At 67.7% G+C, this 19,083-nt stretch carries 16 protein-coding genes, 1 tRNA gene and 1 pseudogene; all 18 read right to left on the minus strand.

What is annotated here, in order from left to right:
- Window positions 1–78: 78 nt before the first annotated feature.
- Complete coding sequence (gene rpoB, locus AC1RRW_RS10825; RefSeq protein WP_492900750.1) at window positions 79–4,230, minus strand: DNA-directed RNA polymerase subunit beta; 4,152 nt, start codon at window positions 4,228–4,230, stop codon at window positions 79–81.
- A 317-nt stretch (window positions 4,231–4,547) separates the two neighbouring features.
- Entirely contained in the window at window positions 4,548–4,931 is a 384-nt protein-coding gene (gene rplL, locus AC1RRW_RS10830; protein WP_492900751.1) for a 50S ribosomal protein L7/L12, read from the minus strand.
- A gap of 54 nt (window positions 4,932–4,985) precedes the next feature.
- Entirely contained in the window at window positions 4,986–5,501 is a 516-nt protein-coding gene (gene rplJ / locus AC1RRW_RS10835; RefSeq protein ID WP_492900752.1) for a 50S ribosomal protein L10, read from the minus strand.
- A 518-nt stretch (window positions 5,502–6,019) separates the two neighbouring features.
- Window positions 6,020–6,718 carry a 50S ribosomal protein L1 gene (rplA, locus tag AC1RRW_RS10840; RefSeq protein ID WP_492900753.1) on the minus strand — a complete coding sequence of 233 codons (699 nt, stop codon included), beginning with the start codon at window positions 6,716–6,718 and terminating at the stop codon, window positions 6,020–6,022.
- A gap of 11 nt (window positions 6,719–6,729) precedes the next feature.
- Complete coding sequence (rplK, locus tag AC1RRW_RS10845; RefSeq protein ID WP_492900754.1) at window positions 6,730–7,161, minus strand: 50S ribosomal protein L11; 432 nt, start codon at window positions 7,159–7,161, stop codon at window positions 6,730–6,732.
- Window positions 7,162–7,377: 216 nt separating this feature from the next.
- Window positions 7,378–7,932 carry a cytochrome b gene (locus AC1RRW_RS10850; RefSeq protein WP_492900755.1) on the minus strand — a complete coding sequence of 185 codons (555 nt, stop codon included), beginning with the start codon at window positions 7,930–7,932 and terminating at the stop codon, window positions 7,378–7,380.
- Window positions 7,929–9,533 carry a methyl-accepting chemotaxis protein gene (locus tag AC1RRW_RS10855; RefSeq protein ID WP_492900756.1) on the minus strand — a complete coding sequence of 535 codons (1,605 nt, stop codon included), beginning with the start codon at window positions 9,531–9,533 and terminating at the stop codon, window positions 7,929–7,931. Before AC1RRW_RS10855 ends, AC1RRW_RS10850 begins: the two co-directional genes overlap by 4 nt.
- A gap of 92 nt (window positions 9,534–9,625) precedes the next feature.
- Entirely contained in the window at window positions 9,626–10,159 is a 534-nt protein-coding gene (gene nusG / locus AC1RRW_RS10860) for a transcription termination/antitermination protein NusG (RefSeq protein WP_492900757.1), read from the minus strand.
- Window positions 10,160–10,173: 14 nt separating this feature from the next.
- Window positions 10,174–10,368, minus strand: a complete 195-nt coding sequence (gene secE, locus AC1RRW_RS10865) for a preprotein translocase subunit SecE (protein WP_492900758.1) — start codon at window positions 10,366–10,368, stop codon at window positions 10,174–10,176.
- Between the two features lie 185 nt (window positions 10,369–10,553).
- The gene (locus tag AC1RRW_RS10870) at window positions 10,554–11,285 is read right to left on the minus strand and encodes a class I SAM-dependent methyltransferase (protein WP_492900759.1); all 732 of its coding nucleotides are present in this window, start codon (window positions 11,283–11,285) and stop codon (window positions 10,554–10,556) included.
- A gap of 48 nt (window positions 11,286–11,333) precedes the next feature.
- Window positions 11,334–11,409, minus strand: a tRNA-Trp gene (locus AC1RRW_RS10875).
- A gap of 86 nt (window positions 11,410–11,495) precedes the next feature.
- Window positions 11,496–11,624: pseudogene (locus AC1RRW_RS10880) on the minus strand (helix-turn-helix domain-containing transcriptional regulator); the annotation flags it as partial.
- Between the two features lie 177 nt (window positions 11,625–11,801).
- Window positions 11,802–12,992 carry an elongation factor Tu gene (tuf, locus tag AC1RRW_RS10885; RefSeq protein WP_492900745.1) on the minus strand — a complete coding sequence of 397 codons (1,191 nt, stop codon included), beginning with the start codon at window positions 12,990–12,992 and terminating at the stop codon, window positions 11,802–11,804.
- A gap of 131 nt (window positions 12,993–13,123) precedes the next feature.
- Window positions 13,124–14,104, minus strand: coding sequence for a catalase (locus AC1RRW_RS10890; RefSeq protein ID WP_492900760.1), 981 nt, complete (start codon window positions 14,102–14,104; stop codon window positions 13,124–13,126).
- Between the two features lie 406 nt (window positions 14,105–14,510).
- Window positions 14,511–15,788: a nicotinate phosphoribosyltransferase gene (pncB, locus tag AC1RRW_RS10895; RefSeq protein ID WP_492900761.1), complete on the minus strand. Its 1,278-nt coding sequence runs from the start codon at window positions 15,786–15,788 to the stop codon at window positions 14,511–14,513.
- Between the two features lie 77 nt (window positions 15,789–15,865).
- On the minus strand, window positions 15,866–16,180 hold the full coding sequence (locus tag AC1RRW_RS10900) for an NIPSNAP family protein (protein ID WP_492900763.1): 315 nt from the start codon (window positions 16,178–16,180) through the stop codon (window positions 15,866–15,868).
- A 47-nt stretch (window positions 16,181–16,227) separates the two neighbouring features.
- Window positions 16,228–17,211 (minus strand): TRAP transporter substrate-binding protein, encoded by a 984-nt coding sequence (locus tag AC1RRW_RS10905; RefSeq protein WP_492900764.1) that lies wholly within the window; start codon window positions 17,209–17,211, stop codon window positions 16,228–16,230.
- A gap of 2 nt (window positions 17,212–17,213) precedes the next feature.
- Window positions 17,214–18,980, minus strand: coding sequence for a TRAP transporter large permease subunit (locus AC1RRW_RS10910; RefSeq protein ID WP_492900766.1), 1,767 nt, complete (start codon window positions 18,978–18,980; stop codon window positions 17,214–17,216).
- Window positions 18,981–19,083: the final 103 nt, after the last annotated feature.

Below are 19,083 nucleotides of genomic sequence, written 5' to 3' on the forward strand. Positions count from 1 at the left end.
TCGTCAAATGGCAGTTGGGAGTAGGCAGTCGGCAATCGGGTTGAATTCCCGACTGCCTAATGCCGATTGCCGACTGCCTCATTCAGCCGCCTCGGCCGGCGGCAACTCGCCCGGCTTGGGCTTGTTGTTGACCAGTTCGACGTTGAGGCCGAGCGAGCGCATTTCCTTGACGAGCACGTTGAAGCTCTCGGGGATGCCCGCCTCGAAGTTGTCCTCGCCGCGCACGATCGACTCGTAGACCTTGGTGCGGCCCGCCACGTCGTCCGACTTCACCGTCAGCATCTCCTGCAGGGTGTAGGCGGCGCCATAGGCTTCGAGCGCCCAGACCTCCATCTCGCCGAAGCGCTGTCCGCCGAACTGCGCTTTGCCGCCCAGCGGCTGCTGGGTGACGAGCGAGTACGGGCCGATCGAACGGGCATGGATCTTGTCGTCGACCAGGTGATGCAGCTTCAGCATGTAGATGTAGCCGACGGTGACCTTGCGGTCGAATGGCTCGCCGGTGCGGCCGTCATAGAGCGTGACCTGGCCCGACTTGTTGAGCCCGGCCTGCTCCAGAAGCCGCTCGATATCGGCCTCCTTGGCGCCGTTGAACACCGGCGTCGCGATCGGAACGCCGCGGCGCAGGTTCTGGCCCATCTCGACGAGCTCGTTCTCGTCCATCGAGGCGACGATCTCGTTGTCGTCGTAGACGGCGTCGAACGAGGCCCTCAGCGCCTTGACGTCGTGGCCCTTGCGATAGGCGTCGAGCGCCTTGGCGATCTGCTTGCCGAGGCCCGCAGCCGCCCAGCCGAGATGCGTCTCCAGGATCTGCCCGACATTCATGCGCGAGGGCACGCCGAGCGGATTCAGCACGATGTCGGCGTGCGTCCCGTCCTCGAGGAACGGCATGTCCTCAGCCGGCACGATGCGCGAGACCACGCCCTTGTTGCCGTGACGGCCGGCCATCTTGTCGCCGGGCTGGATCTTGCGCTTCACCGCGACGAAGACCTTGACCATCTTCATCACGCCGGGCGGCAGTTCGTCGCCGCGCTGCAGCTTCTCGACCTTGTCGAGGAAGCGCTGTTCGAGGCGCTTCTTCGACTCGTCGTACTGCTTCCGCATGGCCTCGATCTCGGTCATCAGCGGATCGTCGCCGACGGCGAACAGCCACCACTGCGAGCGCGGGAACTCGGTCATGCCCTCGCGGGTGATGACCGTGTCCTTCTTGAAGCCCTTGGGTCCTGCAAGGCCGGTCTTGCCGTTCAGGATGTCGGCCAGGCGCGCGAAGGTGTTGCGGTCGAGGATCGCCTGCTCGTCGTCGCGGTCCTTGGCGAGCCGCTCGATCTCCTCGCGCTCGATCGCCTGGGCGCGCTCGTCCTTGTCGACGCCGTGGCGGTTGAACACGCGCACCTCGACGATCGTGCCCTGCACGCCGGGCGGCACCCGCAGCGAGGTGTCGCGGACGTCGGAGGCCTTTTCGCCGAAGATGGCGCGCAGCAGCTTCTCTTCCGGCGTCATCGGGCTTTCGCCCTTGGGCGTGATCTTGCCGACGAGGATGTCGCCCGCCGCCACTTCCGCGCCGATATAGACGATGCCGGCCTCGTCGAGGTTCTTCAGCGCCTCTTCCGAGACGTTCGGAATGTCGCGCGTGATTTCCTCGGGCCCGAGCTTGGTGTCGCGGGCCATGACCTCGAATTCCTCGATATGGATCGAGGTGAAGATGTCTTCCGAGACGATCTTCTCCGAGAGCAGGATCGAGTCCTCGAAGTTGTAGCCGTTCCACGGCATGAACGCGACGAGCACGTTGCGGCCGAGCGCGAGCTCGCCGAACTCGGTCGACGGGCCGTCGGCGACGATGTCGCCCTTCTTGACGACGTCGCCGACGCGCACCAGCGGACGCTGCGTGATGCAGGTCGACTGGTTGGAGCGCTGGAACTTCTGCAGCCGGTAGATGTCGACGCCGGGCTTGGTCGGGTCCATCTCGTCGGAGGCGCGGATGACGATGCGCGTCGCGTCGACCTGGTCGACGACGCCGCCGCGGCGGGCCGCGATCGCCGCGCCAGAGTCGCGCGCCACGACGGCTTCCATGCCGGTGCCGACGAAGGGCGCGTCGGCGCGAACCAGCGGCACCGCCTGGCGCTGCATGTTCGAGCCCATCAGCGCGCGGTTGGCGTCGTCGTTCTCGAGGAACGGGATCAGCGCGGCCGCGACCGAGACGAGCTGCTTCGGCGAGACGTCCTGGAAGTCGACCTTGTCGACCGGCGTGACGATGACCTCGCCAGCGCGGCGGCAGACGATCAGGTCGTCGGTGAGACGGCCGTCCTTGTCGACGGCGGCGTTGGCCTGGGCGACGTTGTACTTCGCCTCCTCCATCGCCGAGAGATAGATGATCTCGTCGGTGAGCTTGCCGTCGCGGATGCGGCGATAGGGGCTCTCGATGAAGCCGTACTTGTTCACCCGCGCGAAGGTGGCGAGCGAGTTGATCAGGCCGATATTCGGCCCTTCCGGCGTCTCGATCGGGCAGATGCGGCCGTAATGCGTCGGGTGCACGTCGCGCACCTCGAAGCCGGCGCGCTCGCGGGTCAGGCCGCCCGGCCCGAGCGCCGAAAGACGACGCTTGTGCGTCACTTCCGAGAGCGGGTTCGTCTGGTCCATGAACTGCGAGAGCTGCGACGAGCCGAAGAACTCGCGCACCGCGGCGGCGGCCGGCTTCGCGTTGATCAGGTCCTGCGGCATCACCGTGTCGATGTCGACCGAGGACATGCGCTCCTTGATGGCGCGCTCCATGCGCAGCAGGCCGAGCCGGTACTGGTTCTCCATCAGCTCGCCGACCGAGCGCACGCGCCGGTTGCCGAGATGGTCGATGTCGTCGATCTCGCCCTTGCCGTCGCGCAGGTCGACCAGCGCCTTGACGACCGCGAAGATGTCCTCCTTGCGCAGGATGCGCACGGTGTCCTCGGCGTCGAGGTCGAGGCGCATGTTCATCTTGACGCGGCCGACGGCCGAGAGGTCGTAGCGCTCCGAGTCGAAGAACAGCGACTGGAACATGTTCTCGGCGGTCTCGAGCGTGGGCGGCTCGCCCGGACGCATGACGCGGTAGATGTCGAACAGCGCCTCCTCGCGGCGCGAGTTCTTGTCCACGACGAGCGTGTTGCGGATATAGGGGCCGACCGTGATGTGGTCGATGTCGAGCACCGGGATCTCGGTGTATCCCTTGGCGATCAGGTCGGCCAGGTTGCCCTTGGCCTCGCCGGTCTTGGGATCGACCGCCATGGTCAGCTCTTCGCCGGCCTCGGCGTGAACTTCGCCGGTCTGGGGATCGACGAGATCCTCGGCGATGTACTGGCCGACCAGATCCTCGTCCGTCGCGCGCAGGAACTTGAGGCCCTTCTCGGCGAGCTGGCGCGCGGTGCGCGCGACGAGCTTGCGGCCGGCCTCGACCACGACCTCGCCGGTGTCGGCGTCGATCATGTCGTTGGTGGCCTTGAAGCCCTTCATCCGCTCGGCGTCGTAGGGAACGCGCCAGCCCTTGTCGTCGCGGACATAGGTGACGTGGTCGTAGAAGCGGCCGAGGATCTCCTCGCCGTCCATGCCGAGCGCGAACAGCAGCGAGGTGACGGGGATCTTCCGCTTCCGGTCGATGCGCGCGTAGACGATGTCCTTGGCGTCGAACTCGATGTCGAGCCAGGAGCCGCGATAGGGGATGATGCGCGCGGCGAAGAGCAGCTTGCCCGAGGAATGGGTCTTGCCCTTGTCGTGGTCGAAGAACACGCCGGGCGAGCGGTGCATCTGCGAGACGATGACGCGCTCGGTGCCGTTGACGATGAAGGTGCCGTTGTCGGTCATGAGCGGCATGTCGCCCATGTAGACGTCCTGCTCCTTGATGTCCTTGACCGACTTCGCCTGGGTGTCGGGATCGATATCGAACACGATCAGGCGCAGCGTCACCTTGAGCGGCGCCGAGAAGGTCATGCCGCGCTGGCGGCACTCGTCGACGTCGAACTTCGGCGGCTCGAAGGTGTACTTGACGAATTCGAGCAGCGAGGCGCCCGAGAAATCGCCGATCGGGAAGACCGACTTGAAGACCGACTGCAGGCCCTCGTCGCCGCGGCCGCCCTTGGGCTCGTCGACCATCAGGAACTGGTCGTAGGACGCCTTCTGAACCTCGATGAGGTTCGGCATCTGCGCGACTTCCTTGAGCTTGCCGAAGAACTTGCGGACGCGCCTGCGGCCCTGGAGCGAATTGACCATTATGTTCCTCGCAATCTCCGGACTTCGGCGCCGAAGGGCGGAAACCACCCTCCCGGAAGACGCCTCGCCCTACCTCTAGCCCTGGACGGCTCACCCGGCGGCCTGCCGGATCGATGGCGGCAAGGCCGCCGGGTGAGCCGTTCGGCGCGTCGCGCCGACATTATCCAAAAACCGGACCTGCAACGCGAAGCTGCATCGCGGACCTTTGAACCCTCTCCGCGCGCGTCCGCGGAAACGACGCAACAGCCCCGGAGGCGGAAACCGCCCCGGGACTGCGCTTAGCGGTTAAAGTCGGACCGGCATTGCGCCGGCCCCGCTCACTTGAGCTCGACCTTGGCGCCGACGGCCTCGAGCTGCTTCTTGAGCTTCTCGGCCTCGTCCTTGGCGACGCCTTCCTTGACGGCCTTCGGAGCGGCCTCGACCAGATCCTTGGCTTCCTTGAGGCCGAGGCCGGTGATGGCGCGGACTTCCTTGATCACCTCGATCTTCTTGTCGCCGACGGCGGCAAGCATCACGGTGAATTCGGTCTGCTCCTCGGCAGCGGCGGCAGCGGCGCCGCCAGCGGCGGCCGGACCGGCCGCAACCGCGACGGCGGCAGCGGCGGAGACGCCCCACTTCTCTTCGAGAAGCTTGGCGAGGTCGGCGGCCTCGAGGACCGTGAGGGACGACAGCTCGTCGACGAGCTTGGCGAGATCAGCCATGTTAGGCTCCTATATGGTAAGGGGTTCGAACGTTTTGCAGGGGTGACGGGCCGATCAGGCCGCTTCCTTGTCGGCATATGCCTGGAACACGCGCGCGAGCTTGGCGGCCGGCGCGGTCGAGAGCTGGGCGATCTTGGTCGCGGGGGCCTGCAGGAGGCCGAGCAACTTGGCGCGCAGTTCGTCGAGCGAGGGCATCGTGGCCAAGGCCTTGACGCCGTCGGGGTTCAGGGCGGTCTTGCCCATCGCGCCGCCGAGGATGACGAGCTTGTCGTTCTCCTTGGCGAAGGCGGTGGCGACCTTCGGCGCCGCGACCGGATCGCTGGAATAGGCGATCAGGGTGGGACCCGTCAGCAGCTTGCCGATGGACGCGACGTCGGTGCCTTCAAGAGCGATCTTGGCCAGCCGGTTCTTTGCGACCTTCACGGTGGCGCCGTTCGCCTTCATCTCGCGACGAAGCCTTTGGAACTGGGCCACCGTCAAACCCGCATAGTGGGCCACGACGACGACCGAGGTGTTCGCAAACACCGCGTTCAGCGTCGCGACGGCATCAGATTTTGCCGTTCTATCCACTGGGCTCTCTCCGGTAGACGGCAGGCCATGAGGGCTTGCCGCCGGTTGCACTTGCCGTCCGCGACGAAAACCGGCGAGCCGGCTCGGCGTGGACGACGCTCAGTGCCCTGTCCCCTCTCCGCCTTCGGTGAGAAGGCCGCGATCGGGCGAGATGGTTCGAACCGTCCTTGCGGGCCTCGCGGCCCGAATTTGAGCTCTTGCACCGTCTATGCAGGCCTCTTGGCGAAATTATGCCCTCGGGCGAACCCTCGGAGCACCTGCAGTCTCAGACAGGACTTCGGGGTCCGAAGGCCCGGAAAACGTTTCCCGCACCAAAAACCCCGTTCTCGGCGGCGAACCGCCGAAAAACGCGAAACGGACCCCCTCGTGCGAAGCACGCGGCGGTCCCTGACACTCATGGAAACATGGGAGCCTCTTAACGGCTTCCCGCGTCCCTGCCAAGCGGAGTCTTCGCGAAAAGACTCACGCCCGAGTGGCGTACCGCCCCCGCGAGGCGGGACGCAAGGCGATCGGCGGCCTCAGCCGCCCATCACCGTGTTCGGCTCGATCTTGACGCCCGGACCCATGGTCGAGGAGATCGCGACGCGCTGGATATAGGTGCCCTTGGCGCCGGCGGGCTTGGCCTTGGCGACCGAGTCGGCGAAGGCCTTGATGTTCTCGGCCAGCTTCTCGGCCGAGAACGACACCTTGCCGACGGCGGCATGCACGATGCCGGCCTTCTCGACGCGGAACTCGACCGAACCGCCCTTGGAGGCCGCGACCGCATTGGTCAGGTCCATGGTGACGGTGCCGACCTTCGGGTTCGGCATCAGGCCGCGCGGGCCCAGGACCTTGCCGAGGCGGCCGACCAGCGGCATCATGTCCGGGGTCGCGATGCAGCGGTCGAAAGCGATCTCGCCCTTCTGCACGGTCTCGACCAGGTCCTCGGCGCCGACGATGTCGGCTCCGGCCTTCTTGGCCTCTTCCGCCTTGGCGCCGCGGGCGAACACGGCGACGCGCAGGACGCGGCCGGTGCCGTTGGGCAGGTTGCAGACGCCGCGGACCATCTGGTCGGCGTGGCGCGGATCGACCCCCAGGTTCATCGAGACCTCGACGGTCTCGTCGAACTTGGCGGTGGCGCGCTCCTTGACGAAGGCGACGGCGTCCGTCAGCGGGTAGAGCTTGGTGCGGTCGATGCCTTCGCGGCCCTTGACGACGCGCTTTCCGATATGTGCCATGATCGCTCCCCTCAGCCCACGACGTCCAGGCCCATGGACCGGGCGGAGCCCTTGATCATGGACGAGGCGGATTCGACCGAATCGCAGTTCAGATCGGCCATCTTCTTCTCGGCGATCTCGTTGATCTGGGCGACCGTCACCTTGCCGACGGGGCCGCCGCGACCGGGGGTCTTGGAGCCCGAGGTCAGGCCGGCGGCCTTCTTCAGCCAGTAGGACACCGGCGGCTGCTTCATCTCGAAGGTGAAGGAGCGGTCCTGATACGCGGTGATGATCACCGGGATCGGCATGCCCTTCTCCATCTGCGCGGTCTTCGCGTTGAAGGCCTTGCAGAACTCCATGATGTTGAGGCCGCGCTGACCCAGCGCCGGACCGATCGGCGGCGACGGATTGGCCGCGCCCGCCGGAACCTGAAGCTTCACGTAGCCCGTGATCTTCTTTGCCATGACGGCTGCTCCTGCCGTCCGCCCCGATGCCTATCGGAACGACGACAACCCCGCCCAGGAAACGGCTTCGTTCCGGGCCGGGATGGTTGCAGAGCGTGGTGCGGCAGGGTGGATCCGGTTGGCGACCGGCCGGCCTCCCACGCATGTGAGGGCCGGCCTATGGCATATCCCTCGCGCCGGGGAAAGCCTTTTTCGCGACGGGACGAGCCCTTTCGTCTAGCTGCGCTGGCCGCCGCGCTGGATGTAGTCGTTCAGCGCGATGCCGATATGGACGGCGACGAAGCCCAGCATCACGAAGGCAAGCACGGCATGGGCGAGGAACAGCGCCGGCGCGTAGCCCGCGCCCTCTGGCCAGATCGGCGGCAGCGACCAGCCGAGGAAGAGGTATCGCGCGCCAAAATCGGACACTCCGGCCCAGCCCAGCAGCGGCACCAGGATCAGCCCGGCATAAAGGACCGCATGGACGGGATGGCGGCCCGCGCCCGGACTCCAGCCGCCGCTCAGCTGCAGCGCCAGCCGGTAGCCGAGCCTGACGACGACCAGAACCAGGATCGCCGCGCCGCTGGACTTGTGCAGCGTGTAGAGCAGGTCCGACAGCGCGCCGCCGCCGAGCTGCTTCATCAGCACTCCGCTGACGAGCATCAGCAGCACGAGCGCGGCCGTGATCCAGTGCAGCAGCCGCGACAGATGCGGCAAGGGACGCTGGCCGGGCGCTTCGCCGCGGCGCTCCGTGGCGAGGCGGAGGGCGTCGCCCGAGGTCGTCATGGTCATGCGCTGATCCGCTCGTTCTCGGCGATGAAGCCGTCGACCACGGCGCGCAGCTCACTCGCCTGCCGGCCGAGATCGGCCGAGGCCAGCGTCACCGTCCCCGCCGTTTCGCGCCAGCGTTCGACCATGCCGGCGACCTGCTCGACCTGCTCGGCGACGAGGCGGACATCGCCGGCCGTGCGCGTCGTGCCGTCGCTGATGGCGCGCGAGCGCAGATCCTGGCGCTGCGTCAGCTCGACGATGGAATCGGCCGACGCCTCGACATCGTTGACGGAGGTCACGAGCGCGCCGACCCGCAGCGTGATGCGCTCCGCCGCCACGGTCATCGAGTCGAGCCCGCGCCGGACTTCTTCCGTGGCTTCCGCCGTGCGATGGGCCAGCTGCTTGACCTCGGACGCGACCACGGCGAAGCCGCGCCCGCTCTCGCCGGCCCGCGCCGCCTCGATCGTGGCGTTGAGCGCGAGCAGGTTGGTCTGGCTCGCGACCGAGCCGATCACGTCGATGATGCGCGCGATCGCCCCCACCGCCTGGCGCAGGGCCTCGGTGTCGGCATTGGCCTCCTCGACCAGCGCCTTGGCGTTGTCGGCGACCGCGAAGGTCCGCTGCGCCTCCTCGGCGGCGGTGGTGACGAGACCGGAGATGTCGGAGATCGCGTCCGCCATCTCGCCGACATGGCCGGAGACGCGCTGGGTCGACTGCGCCGCCGCGCTGGCGCGCTGATCGACCTGCTCCGAGACTTGCGTGAACTCGCCGGAGGCGCCCGCCATCCGGGCCGCATGCTGCTCGAGCGCGGACGCGATCGCGGCGATCCGGCTCTGGAAGGCGAGGCTCTGCGCCTGGCGCCGCTGCTGGCGCGAGACCTGGTCGGTCAGGGCGTCGAGCCGGTTCGCGGCGTCCGCCTCGCGCATGCGCTCGGCCTTGAGATGGGTCAGCAGCGCCCGGCCCAGCATGCCGATCTCGTCGCGCCGCATCGCGAGCTTCCCGACCCAGCCGGTATCCCGCTCGGTGGAGGCGAGCGCCGCCGACATGCCGATGATCGGCCGGACGAGCCAGCGATATTCCAGCGCGACGATGGTGCAGACGACGAAAAGGCCGAGCAGCGACAGAAGGATCTTGTTCTGCCGCGACGTTTCGACGAGATCGCCCAGTCCGCCGATGATATCCGATATGCTCGCACTCAACGCGGCGCGCGCCTTGATCCTCTTCTCGGTGACGTCCTGGATGATGCGCCTGGCAGCCGGCCGGTCGGTCGCGACCAGCCTCGCGGCTTCGTCGAGCGCCGGGACGACGGCGGCGAGAAGATCCCGCGCCTCGCCATCGAGACGCGCCACGATGGCAACCGTCGCGCGCGAGGCGTTCGCGATGTCCGCCGCATCAGGCTTCGCCTCGGACATGATCGCGGCGCTGATCCGCGAAAAGACCGCGATCGTCGTCGAGAGCTCGTTGACGACCGTCGTCTGGTCGATCAACCGTTTCGAGTGATCCGAAAGCCGGGCGACGCTGATGAACTCGGTGGCGATCAGAAGCGCGCCGAGCACGCCTAGGATGCCGCCCCAGATGACCAGGCGTTGACGGACGGTCGCCTTGAAACTTGCTGGAAACATGAAAGGTTAGCGCCGGATGACCAGGGCGAACCATGCCCCAGCCGCGCTAAAGAAAGATTAACCAAACGGCCGCGAGCGGCGGCGTTCGCCGGTCAGAGCTTCTCGACCTGCCCGTATTCGAGCTCGACCGGCGTGGCGCGGCCGAAGATCGAGACCGCGACCTTGAGGCGCGCGCGCCCGTGGTCGACATCCTCGACGACGCCGTTGAACGAGGCGAAGGGGCCGTCCGCGACCTTCACCTGCTCGCCGACCTCGAAGACGATCGTCGGCTTCGGCCGCTCGATGCCCTCGGCGACCTGGCCCTTGATGCGCATCGCCTCGTGCTCGGGGATCGGCATGGGCTTGGCCTTGTCGGCCCCGAGGAAGCCGGTGACCTTCGGTGTGTTCTTGATCAGGTGATAGACCTCGTCGGTCATCTCGCACTTCACCAGCACGTAGCCGGGAAAGAACTTGCGCTCGGCGTCGACCTTGCGGCCGCGCCGGACCTCGACGACCTTCTCTGTCGGCACCAGGACCTCGTCGAACTTGTCGGCGAGGTTGCGCTGCGCCGCCTGGTCGCGGATCGACTGCGCGACCTTGTTCTCGAAGTTCGAATAGGCGTGGACGATGTACCAGCGGGTGTTCACGTGTCTGATTCCGTTCAGCGGGCGCCGAGGATGAGGCCGAGGGTCCACCGGATGACGGTGTCGGTGAAGAGGAAGAACAGGCTCGAGACCACGACCATCGCAAGCACGAGGCCCGTCGTGATCAGCGTCTCGCGCCGCGACGGCCAGGTCACCTTGGAGGCTTCGGTGCGGACCTCCTGCAGGAAGCTGAAGGGGTTGGTCTTCGCCATGGCGCTCACCTCGGGTTCCGAAACTTCTGCGCAGGCTTTCGCCCCCAGGGGCTCGCCGCGATGCCGAATCGTCCATCCTGAAAGATTCGCGGCGCGGGGCCCAAGGGACCGCGCGCCGTCATGGAGAGCCTCTTACAACGGGCGCGGGCGTTAGCCAAGCGGCTTTTGCGGCGACGGCCGAAAGCTTAGCCGCGGCGCGCCGCCAGCAGCAGGAAGGGCGGGCGCTGGCGTTCCCTGATCCAGTCCGGCTCGGCGGCGACCTGCTCCGGGCTCGGCGCCCATTCCCGCAGCCGCTCCAGCGCGAACCCCGCCCGCGACAGCAGGGCGAGATAGGTCTCGATCGTCCGGTGCTGCTTGACGACGCCCTCGGCGAGCCAATCCGTCCGGCGCGGCCCCTCGTCGAGATAGCCGCCGACCGGCCAGACCGGCAGGCCGGACGCGTCTTGCTCCCAGCCCTGATGCCGCGGCGCCGTCACCATCGGATGCTCGACCGAGCAGACCAGCCGCCCGCCGGGCGCGAGCCCGTCGCGGACGCGGCCGAGCAGCCCGGCCAGGTCCTCGATGTAGTGCAAGGCGAGCGAGCTGTAGGCCAGATCGAAATGCCCGGGCTCGGGATCGAAGGTTTCGAGATCGGCCTGCTGGTAGCGGATCGCCGCGCCCCGCGTCGTTCCGCGAGCGCGCGCCAGCATGTTTTCGGACACGTCGACGCCGAGCACGCGCGTCGCGCCCTGTCCGACCGCCCAGCGGCAGAACCAGCCGAAGCCGCAGCCGAGATCGAGCACGCGCGCGCCGCGCATCTCCGGCAGCATCGCCTGCAGGACGGGCCATTCCGGCGCGCCGTCGAGCCCGTGAACCGATCGCGGCAGCTTGCTGTAGGCCTCGAAGAAGTCGGGCGTGTCGTAGATGTTCTGCGTCATGGCCGATCGTCAAAGGCCCGATCGCGGCGATGCGGCATCATTCGGGACTGGCAGGGGCGGCAGGGCTCGAACCTGCGACACCCGGTTTTGGAGACCGGTACTCTACCAACTGAGCTACACCCCTGTAGTCGGCGGTTGCTTTGCCCCAACGGGTTTCGCTTTTCAAGTCGAAAACGCGGCTATGGTGCAGGCCGCCATGGAAGCGAAGGCTCAAACCTCGACCTTCAGCTTCAGGCCGAGGGCGTTGAGCACACCCATGAACGTTGACAGGCGCGGGTCGCTCTCCTCGCTGAGGGCGCGATAAAGCGCTTCGCGCGTCACGCCGGCATCCCTTGCGACCTGGTTTCGATTACCCAAGCGTTCGTAACTTATAAGTTACGGACGACCAAAGTGTCAATGGACTGGCAAGCACGGCAACCAAGGCGACCGCGCCGGGCTGGATAACGTTTCGCACAGGGCAAATAAAAAGGGCGGCGTTTCCGCCGCCCTTTCAAGTCTTTGCAGCCGGTCGCTGAATCAGGCGATGATGCTGGCGACGACGCCTGCTCCGACGGTGCGTCCGCCTTCGCGGATGGCGAAGCGCAGCTTCTCCTCCATCGCGATCGGCACGATCAGGTGCACCTCCATGGCGATGTTGTCGCCCGGCATCACCATCTCCGTGCCCTCGGGCAGGTGCACCACCCCGGTCACGTCCGTCGTGCGGAAGTAGAACTGCGGCCGGTAGTTGGTGAAGAACGGCGTGTGGCGCCCGCCCTCCTCCTTGGTCAGGATGTAGGCCTCGGCCTTGAACTTCGTGTGCGGCTTGACCGAGCCCGGCTTGCACAGCACCTGGCCGCGCTCGACGTCCTCGCGCTTGGTGCCGCGCAGCAGCGCGCCGATGTTGTCGCCCGCCTGGCCCTGGTCGAGCAGCTTGCGGAACATCTCGACGCCCGTCACCGTCGTCTTGACCGTGTCCCTCAGGCCCACGATCTCGATCTCCTCGCCGACCTTGACGATCCCGCGCTCGACCCGGCCCGTCACAACCGTGCCGCGGCCCGAGATCGAGAACACGTCCTCGACCGGCATCAGGAAGGGCTGGTCGATCGGGCGCTCCGGCTGCGGGATGTAGTCGTCGACCGTCTTCATCAGCGCCACAACCGCGTCATGGCCGATCGCCTTGTCGCCGTTGTCGAGCGCGACCTTGGCCGAGCCCTTGGTGATCGGGATGTCGTCGCCCGGGAAGTCGTACTTCGACAGAAGCTCGCGGATCTCCATCTCGACCAGCTCGAGCAGCTCCGCGTCGTCGACCAGGTCGACCTTGTTCATGAACACCACCAGAGCCGGAACGCCGACCTGGCGCGCCAGCAGGATGTGCTCGCGCGTCTGCGGCATCGGACCGTCCGCCGCCGACACAACCAGGATCGCGCCGTCCATCTGCGCCGCGCCCGTGATCATGTTCTTCACATAGTCGGCGTGGCCGGGGCAGTCGACATGCGCGTAGTGCCGGTTCGCCGTCTCGTACTCGACATGCGCCGTCGAGATCGTGATCCCGCGAGCCTTCTCCTCCGGAGCCTTGTCGATCTGGTCATAGGCCGTGAACGACGCCCCGCCGGACTCCGCCAGAACCTTCGTGATCGCAGCCGTCAAAGACGTCTTGCCATGGTCGACGTGACCAATCGTCCCAATGTTGCAATGCGGCTTCGTGCGAGCGAATTTCTCTTTGGCCATGACACCTGTTTCCTGCGAACGGCCTGCTGAGGCCTTCAAAGCGCGGTCGCTCTAGGGCGTTTCGGCGCGCGATGCAAGGTTTCCGACGCGCGGCGCGATGCCCCGCGTCGGACCACGTCGCAGGCTTTCGCTCAGCTCCGCTCGCCGAGCGAGATCGCATAGGCCGGCTGGCGCTGCCGGAACAGCTCGTCGTCAGGCCCTTCGATGCCGTCGGCCAGCGTGGTCGGATCGAAGATCGCGCCGTCGCAGGTCTCGTTCTTCTCCAAGGCGACGATGGCGAGCGTGCCGAGCTTGACGGTCGGGCGCGTATCCTCGCCCTCCCACATCTGCGTCGCGTTGGTCTTCTCGTCGCCGGCCTTGCCGATGATCGCGACCATGTCGAAGCCGGCCGGCTTCCTGGCCTCGAGCCGGCCCCTCAACTCGTCGAGCAGGAAATCGGCGGGCCTGGCCTTGGCCTCGTCCTCGGTCAGCGTCACCTCGCCGCCGAGCGGGACCATCTTGAACTTGATCAGCTGCCTGGCGCCGGCGGCGTTGGTCGCGGCGTAATTGTGGATGCCCCAGTAGTTGACGCCGACCCAGGAGCCGACGACGGGCTTGCCGGCGAGATAGCGCCCCTGCCCGGTCGTCTCGGGATTGGCTTCGGTGAAGGCCTTGACCTTGTCGGCGTCCATCTTGCCGTCGGCTCCGGGCAGGCGCGCCTGCAGGAAGCCGAGCATCTGCTCGGGCGACTTCACGAAGTTGATCGGCGCGTTGACCATGACGAATTCGGTCTGGCCGGGCCCGCCCGGATCGATCCGGAACGAGAAGCCGCGATTCACCGCCTTGTTGGCGTCCATCACCTTGGGATTTCCGCCGCCGACCGAAAGCCGCGCCACCACCGATGAAGTCTTTGCGAAAACGGCCGACTTGCTCAGCCCCTTCGCCTCGGCCGTCGGGGTGAAGGTGCCGGTAAAGCACTGGCCCTTGGCCCCGCTCGGCCGCGCCTTCTGCTTGCCGGCGAGCGTGCGCATCGCCTCGACGATGTCGGGCGTCTGGGCCGAGGCCGTGCCGGTGAGCGCACAGGCGGCGGCGAAGGCGGCGGCGAATGCGAGAGTGCGGTTCTGCTTGTCCATGGCTGTTCTCCCCAGCGGTGTCGCTGGCGCAGGAGGCCGCCGGTTTCGATCCGGAGCAAATCAAGCTCGCTCATGACCGGTCACGCTCCCGTGACGTTGGGTCACCCTGCCTTCAGGCGCCGATCCGGCCGCCGCCTGACGCTTTCGATGAAGATGTCGCCGGGGCGACTGGTTCGATCGGACGAGATTGCCTGACGGGCATCGCACGCATCTCGAGCATGGCGCTCGAGCATGGCGCGCGAGCAGGGCTTGCCGCTGATCGTCGTCGCAGGGCACGCCATGAGAGGCATTGCCGGCGCGGTCGCTTTCCTGGTTGGCTTCAACCGTCGGCCCAGGCTCAGGCGCCTACACCTGTTCCCAGCCGAGGCTGGCGCGCCAAACCGGGCGACCTGGATCTGGACCCCTGTCAGCCGCCGCCAAAAACCCGCCGGTACCGCGCCACCGTCTTCGCGTCGCCCGAGACCTTCTCGGGATTGTCCGACAGCTTAACCGCCGGCCGGCCGTTCGCCTTCGTCACCTTGCAGACCAGCGACATCGGGTCGAGTTCGCGCGAGCCGTCGGGCGAGCATCCGACGAGATCGTTGGTCAGGTCGGTGCCCCAGCCGAAGGCCATGCGGACCTTGCCGTCGAAATGTCGGTGCACCCGCTCGATCGCCGAGACGTCGAGCCCGTCGGAGAAGACCAAGAGCTTTTCGCGCGGATCGCGGCCCTTGGCGCGCCACCACGCGATGATTTCCTCGCCGGCCTGGATCGGCGGGGCGCTGTCTGGCCGAAAGCCAGTCCAGTCGGCGACCCAGTCGGGCGCATGGCGCAGGAAACTCGTGGTGCCGAAGGCGTCGGGCAGCGCGATCAGGAGGTTGCCGCCATAGACCTGGCGCCATTCGTCGAGCACGCGATAGGGCGCGTGCAGCAACTCCTCGTCGCTGTCGGCGAGCGCCGCCAGCACCATCGGCAGCTCATGCGCGTTGGTGCCGATCGCCTCAAGATCGGCATCCATCGCCAGCAGCACGTTGGAAGAGCCGGTGAAGGCGGAGCCCAGCCCCTCCTTCAGGGCCTCGACGCACCAGCGCTGCCAGAGGAAGCCGTGCCGCCGGCGGGTGCCGAAATCCGACAGGCGCAGGCCCGGCAGCTTCTGCAGCCGCTCGACCTTGTCCCACATCTTGGCCTTGGCCCGCGCATAGAGCACGTCGAGCGAGAAGCGCTTCTGGCCGACCATGACGCGCCGCGCGCGCAACTCGTTGACGATGGCGAGCGCCGGCACCTCCCACATGGTGGTGTGGGTCCAGGGGCCATCGAAGGTCAGCTCGTACTGCCCGTCGACCTTGCGCAGATCGTAGTCCGGCAGCCGGAAATCGGCGAGCCAGGCGATGAAGTCCGGCGAGAACATCTGCGTCTTGCCGTAGAAAGAGTTGCCCGCGAGCCAGATCAGCTCCTTCTTCGAGAAGCGGACCTCGCGGGCATGGTCGAGCTGGGCGCGCAGCTCCGCCTCGTCGACGATGTCGGCGAGCCGGATCTGTTTCGAGCGGTTGATCAGCGAGAAGGTGACCTGCACCTCTGGGTGGAAAGCCCGGATCATCTGCAGCATCAGCAGCTTGTAGAAATCGGTATCGAGCAGGCTGCGGATGATCGGGTCGAGCCGCCAGCCGTGATTATAGGTTCGCGTCGCGATATCGGTGACGGTCATGGGCTGGTCCGGAGGCGAGGCTTGAACGGGAGCGCGGCGCGAAGGTGCCGCGTTTTGGCGAGGGCCGATAGTCTCTCCTAGCGCATCGGCGAGAAGGCGGTCGGCCGCAGGATGCGGCTGCGCATCTCCAGCACGTAGGGCGCGGCCTTGGCGCGGAAGTCCTGCCAGCGCGGATCGGCTTCCATCGCGGCCCGCCTGCGCTCGCGGTCGCCGGCATCCGCGAAGCGCCACATGTGCACGACCTCGTTGACGACGCCGCTATCGGTGGTGAACCAGCCGATCAGCTCGCCGAGATGCGAGACCTGCAGCGCCATGCCCTCGGCGACATAAAGATCGAGATAGTCGCGGACATGGGCCGGCTTGATGGCGTAGGTGCGTTCGTCGAGGATCATGGAGCAGTGGCCCGAACAAGATGGGACGGCGGCGCGCGGGAGGCGTGTCAGGCGCTGGCGGCGGCCTCGATCTTCTCGATGCCGCCGAGTCTCGGCGCAAACGACGCCCAGACCTTGCGCGCCCCGGCTTCCCAGGCGGACCGCTCCTGGGGCTGGACGAGCCTGGCGCCCTCGGCCCGCGCCCGCGCCATCGAGGCCTCCTCGTCGGCGACGATGAGGTCGTCGAAATACGCCGCCCCCTCGGCCGCCGCCGCCGCGAGCGCGGCCTTGTCCTCGCCCGGGAGCCCGCGCCAGAACGCGGCCGAGACGTAGATCACGCCGCTCGCCCAGATATGGCCGGTCTCGATCAGATAGGGCACGACCTCGTGCAGCTTGAAGCCGACATAGGCCGACTTCGTCAGGTCCATGCAATCGACCACGCCGCTCTTCAGCGCGTTGTAGGTCTCGGGGATCGGGATCGGCGTCGGAAACGCGCCGAACCCCGACCAGAGCTCGGTGTGCAGCGGGCTCTGGATCACCCGGATGCGCTTGCCCTTGACGCCGGCCGGCGTGGTGATCGCCTCCTTGGCGAGGAGGTGACGCGCGCCGTAATTGATGAAGCCGAGCACGACGAAGTTCTGCGCCTCGAACCTGCCCCTGAGCTGCACGCCGAGCGGGCCTGCCAGCACGCGCCCGAGGTGCGCGCGATCCCTGAACAAAAAGGGCAGATCGAGGATCTGGCTGTCGGGGACCCAGCCCGACAGCGCGGACACCGTCGAGAGCGAGGCCTGCACCGAGCCGAGCCTGACGCCTTCCGCCACCTCCTTCTCGCCGCCCAGCGCCGCATTGCCGACGATGCGCAGGTCGAAGCGGCCGGGCGCGGTCCGGGCCAGGATCTCGGCGATGCGCCGCCAGATCTTCGTTTCCGGCTTGTCCTCGCCGAACAGCGAGGCGACCGTCGCCGGCCGGCCGGCGGCCGGCACCGAGCGGGCGGAGAGGATGGCGGGCGCGGCCAGAAGGCCGGCGGCAAGCTCGCGGCGGTTTATCGACATCGTCAGAACAGCTCCTTGAATGCGGCCGGCAGACTAGGCCAGGCGGCGGCCCCGAGGCAAAGCAAAGCGAGCGCGCCGAGCAGGCTCGCCAGCAGGGGCAGCACCGCGCGGAAGACATGGCCGGCCGGGACGCGGGTGATGCCGCTGACGACATAGACCAGGATGCCGAGCGGCGGCGTCAGCCCGTGGATCATCAGGTTGACCACGAGGATGACGCCGAACTGGATCGGATCGAGCCCCGCAGCGATCGCGACCGGCAGCAGCAGGGGCGCGAGCAGCAGGATCGCCGCGCCGATGTCGAGGAAAAGCCCGGCGAGCAGCAGCACGAGATTGGCGAGCAGCATCACCGCATAGGGGCCGCCGCCGAACGCGGTGACGAGTCCCGCCATCTGGTCGGAGACGCGGTCGAGCGCGAGCAGGAAGGCGAAGGGAGCCGACGCGCCGATCAGCAGCCCGACTGCGGCGGCTTCGGTGGCGGACTTGCGCAGCGCGGCGAAGACGGCCCCGGCGTTCAGGCTGCGCAAGGCGAGGCAGACGGCGAGCGCGTAGGCCACCGCCAACGCCGAGGCTTCCGTCGTGGTGACGACGCCGAAGCGGATGCCGACCACGACCACGACCCCGAGCCCGATCGCCGGCAGCGCCCCGACGAGGCTGCGCGCCCGCTCCTGCCCGCTCGCCTTGGGATGCGGCGCGACCTCGCGCACGCTGAGATGGATGCCGATCGCCAGCGCCAGCGCCAGCAAGCCGCCGGCGACGAAGCCGCCTAGCAGCAGCGAGCCGACCGAGAGATTGGTCGCGCTCGCCAGGATCAGGAAGGCGATCGAGGGCGGGATGATGTTGTCGAGCATCGAGACGCCGGCGACGATCGCCGCCGCGTTCGCCGGCGGATAGCCGCGCGCGACCAGCGCCGGCGCCATGACCTTGGCCCCGAAGGCGGCGTTGGCGACCGAGGAGCCCGAGGCGCCCGAGAACAGCACGCTCGCGACCAGCGCCGTCTGCGCGAGGCCTGCCCGCAGATGCCCGACCAGCGCGGCGGCGAAGCGCACCAGCCGCTCGGCGAGACCGCCGGCGGTCAGGAGTTCGCCGGCCAGCAGGAAGAACGGGATCGCCAGCAGCAGGAATTTCGAGATGCCCGAGACCGTGTTCTGCACGATCGCGGGCTCCGGCAGGAGCCCGCCGAGCGCCCCCGTCAGCGAGACGCCGGCAAGCAGCGCGAAAGGTAGCGGTGCGCCGAGGATCAGGCCTGCGCCCGCGACCAGCGCGGCGACCAGACTGGGCGTGACGAACAGACCGGTCGCGCTTTGCGCCACGAGATAAAGGCCTGCGCCGACGACGAGCGAGGCCAGCGCCGCGAGGGCCGATCGGTCGAGCGCCGCGCGCCAGACCACGACCAGCACGGTCAGCCCGCCGCCGGCCGCGAAGGCGCCGAAGCGCAGACTCTCCGGCAGGCCGAGCACGGTCGAGACGCCGCCGACGAGTTGCGCCACCCCTGCCCCGCCGATCGCCAGCACCAGCGCGCCATGCACCGCGACCGCGTCGGCCAGGATACCCGCAACGCCCTGCCCGCGCTCCGGCAGGAGCCGCGCGATCACGTCGAGCCGCATCGTCAGCGCGCTCGACGCCGCCAGCGGCATCCCGACCGCGACCAGCGCGACGTTGAGCCAGATCGCCAGCTCGTCCGACCAGACGAGCCCACCGCCCAGCACATAGCGGCGCAGCACGGCGGCCATGACGACGAGGAAGAGCGCCGCGAGGATGGCGGCGCCCAACCATTCGAGCGCGGCGCAGAACGCATTCAATCCTCGCCCTGAACGACCGCGCGGCAGGCCGGCGGAGCGCCCCGCATCAAGGTCGAGAACAGCCGGATTCACG

The organism is Allobosea sp. GW821-FHT12C12, assembly GCF_058807355.1.

What these genes read in the sequence shown, in the direction of transcription:
- rplA (WP_492900753.1), bottom strand. Translation starts at nt 6,718, where the DNA reads ATGGCACATATCGGAAAGCGCGTCGTCAAGGGCCGCGAAGGCATCGAC.
- AC1RRW_RS10905 (WP_492900764.1), bottom strand. Translation starts at nt 17,211, where the DNA reads ATGTCGATAAACCGCCGCGAGCTTGCCGCCGGCCTTCTGGCCGCGCCC.
- secE (WP_492900758.1), bottom strand. Translation starts at nt 10,368, where the DNA reads ATGGCGAAGACCAACCCCTTCAGCTTCCTGCAGGAGGTCCGCACCGAA.
- AC1RRW_RS10850 (WP_492900755.1), bottom strand. Translation starts at nt 7,932, where the DNA reads ATGACCATGACGACCTCGGGCGACGCCCTCCGCCTCGCCACGGAGCGC.
- AC1RRW_RS10900 (WP_492900763.1), bottom strand. Translation starts at nt 16,180, where the DNA reads ATGATCCTCGACGAACGCACCTACGCCATCAAGCCGGCCCATGTCCGC.
- AC1RRW_RS10855 (WP_492900756.1), bottom strand. Translation starts at nt 9,533, where the DNA reads ATGTTTCCAGCAAGTTTCAAGGCGACCGTCCGTCAACGCCTGGTCATC.
- rpoB (WP_492900750.1), bottom strand. Translation starts at nt 4,230, where the DNA reads ATGGTCAATTCGCTCCAGGGCCGCAGGCGCGTCCGCAAGTTCTTCGGC.
- AC1RRW_RS10870 (WP_492900759.1), bottom strand. Translation starts at nt 11,285, where the DNA reads ATGACGCAGAACATCTACGACACGCCCGACTTCTTCGAGGCCTACAGC.
- AC1RRW_RS10890 (WP_492900760.1), bottom strand. Translation starts at nt 14,104, where the DNA reads ATGGACAAGCAGAACCGCACTCTCGCATTCGCCGCCGCCTTCGCCGCC.
- pncB (WP_492900761.1), bottom strand. Translation starts at nt 15,788, where the DNA reads ATGACCGTCACCGATATCGCGACGCGAACCTATAATCACGGCTGGCGG.
- rplL (WP_492900751.1), bottom strand. Translation starts at nt 4,931, where the DNA reads ATGGCTGATCTCGCCAAGCTCGTCGACGAGCTGTCGTCCCTCACGGTC.
- rplK (WP_492900754.1), bottom strand. Translation starts at nt 7,161, where the DNA reads ATGGCAAAGAAGATCACGGGCTACGTGAAGCTTCAGGTTCCGGCGGGC.
- tuf (WP_492900745.1), bottom strand. Translation starts at nt 12,992, where the DNA reads ATGGCCAAAGAGAAATTCGCTCGCACGAAGCCGCATTGCAACATTGGG.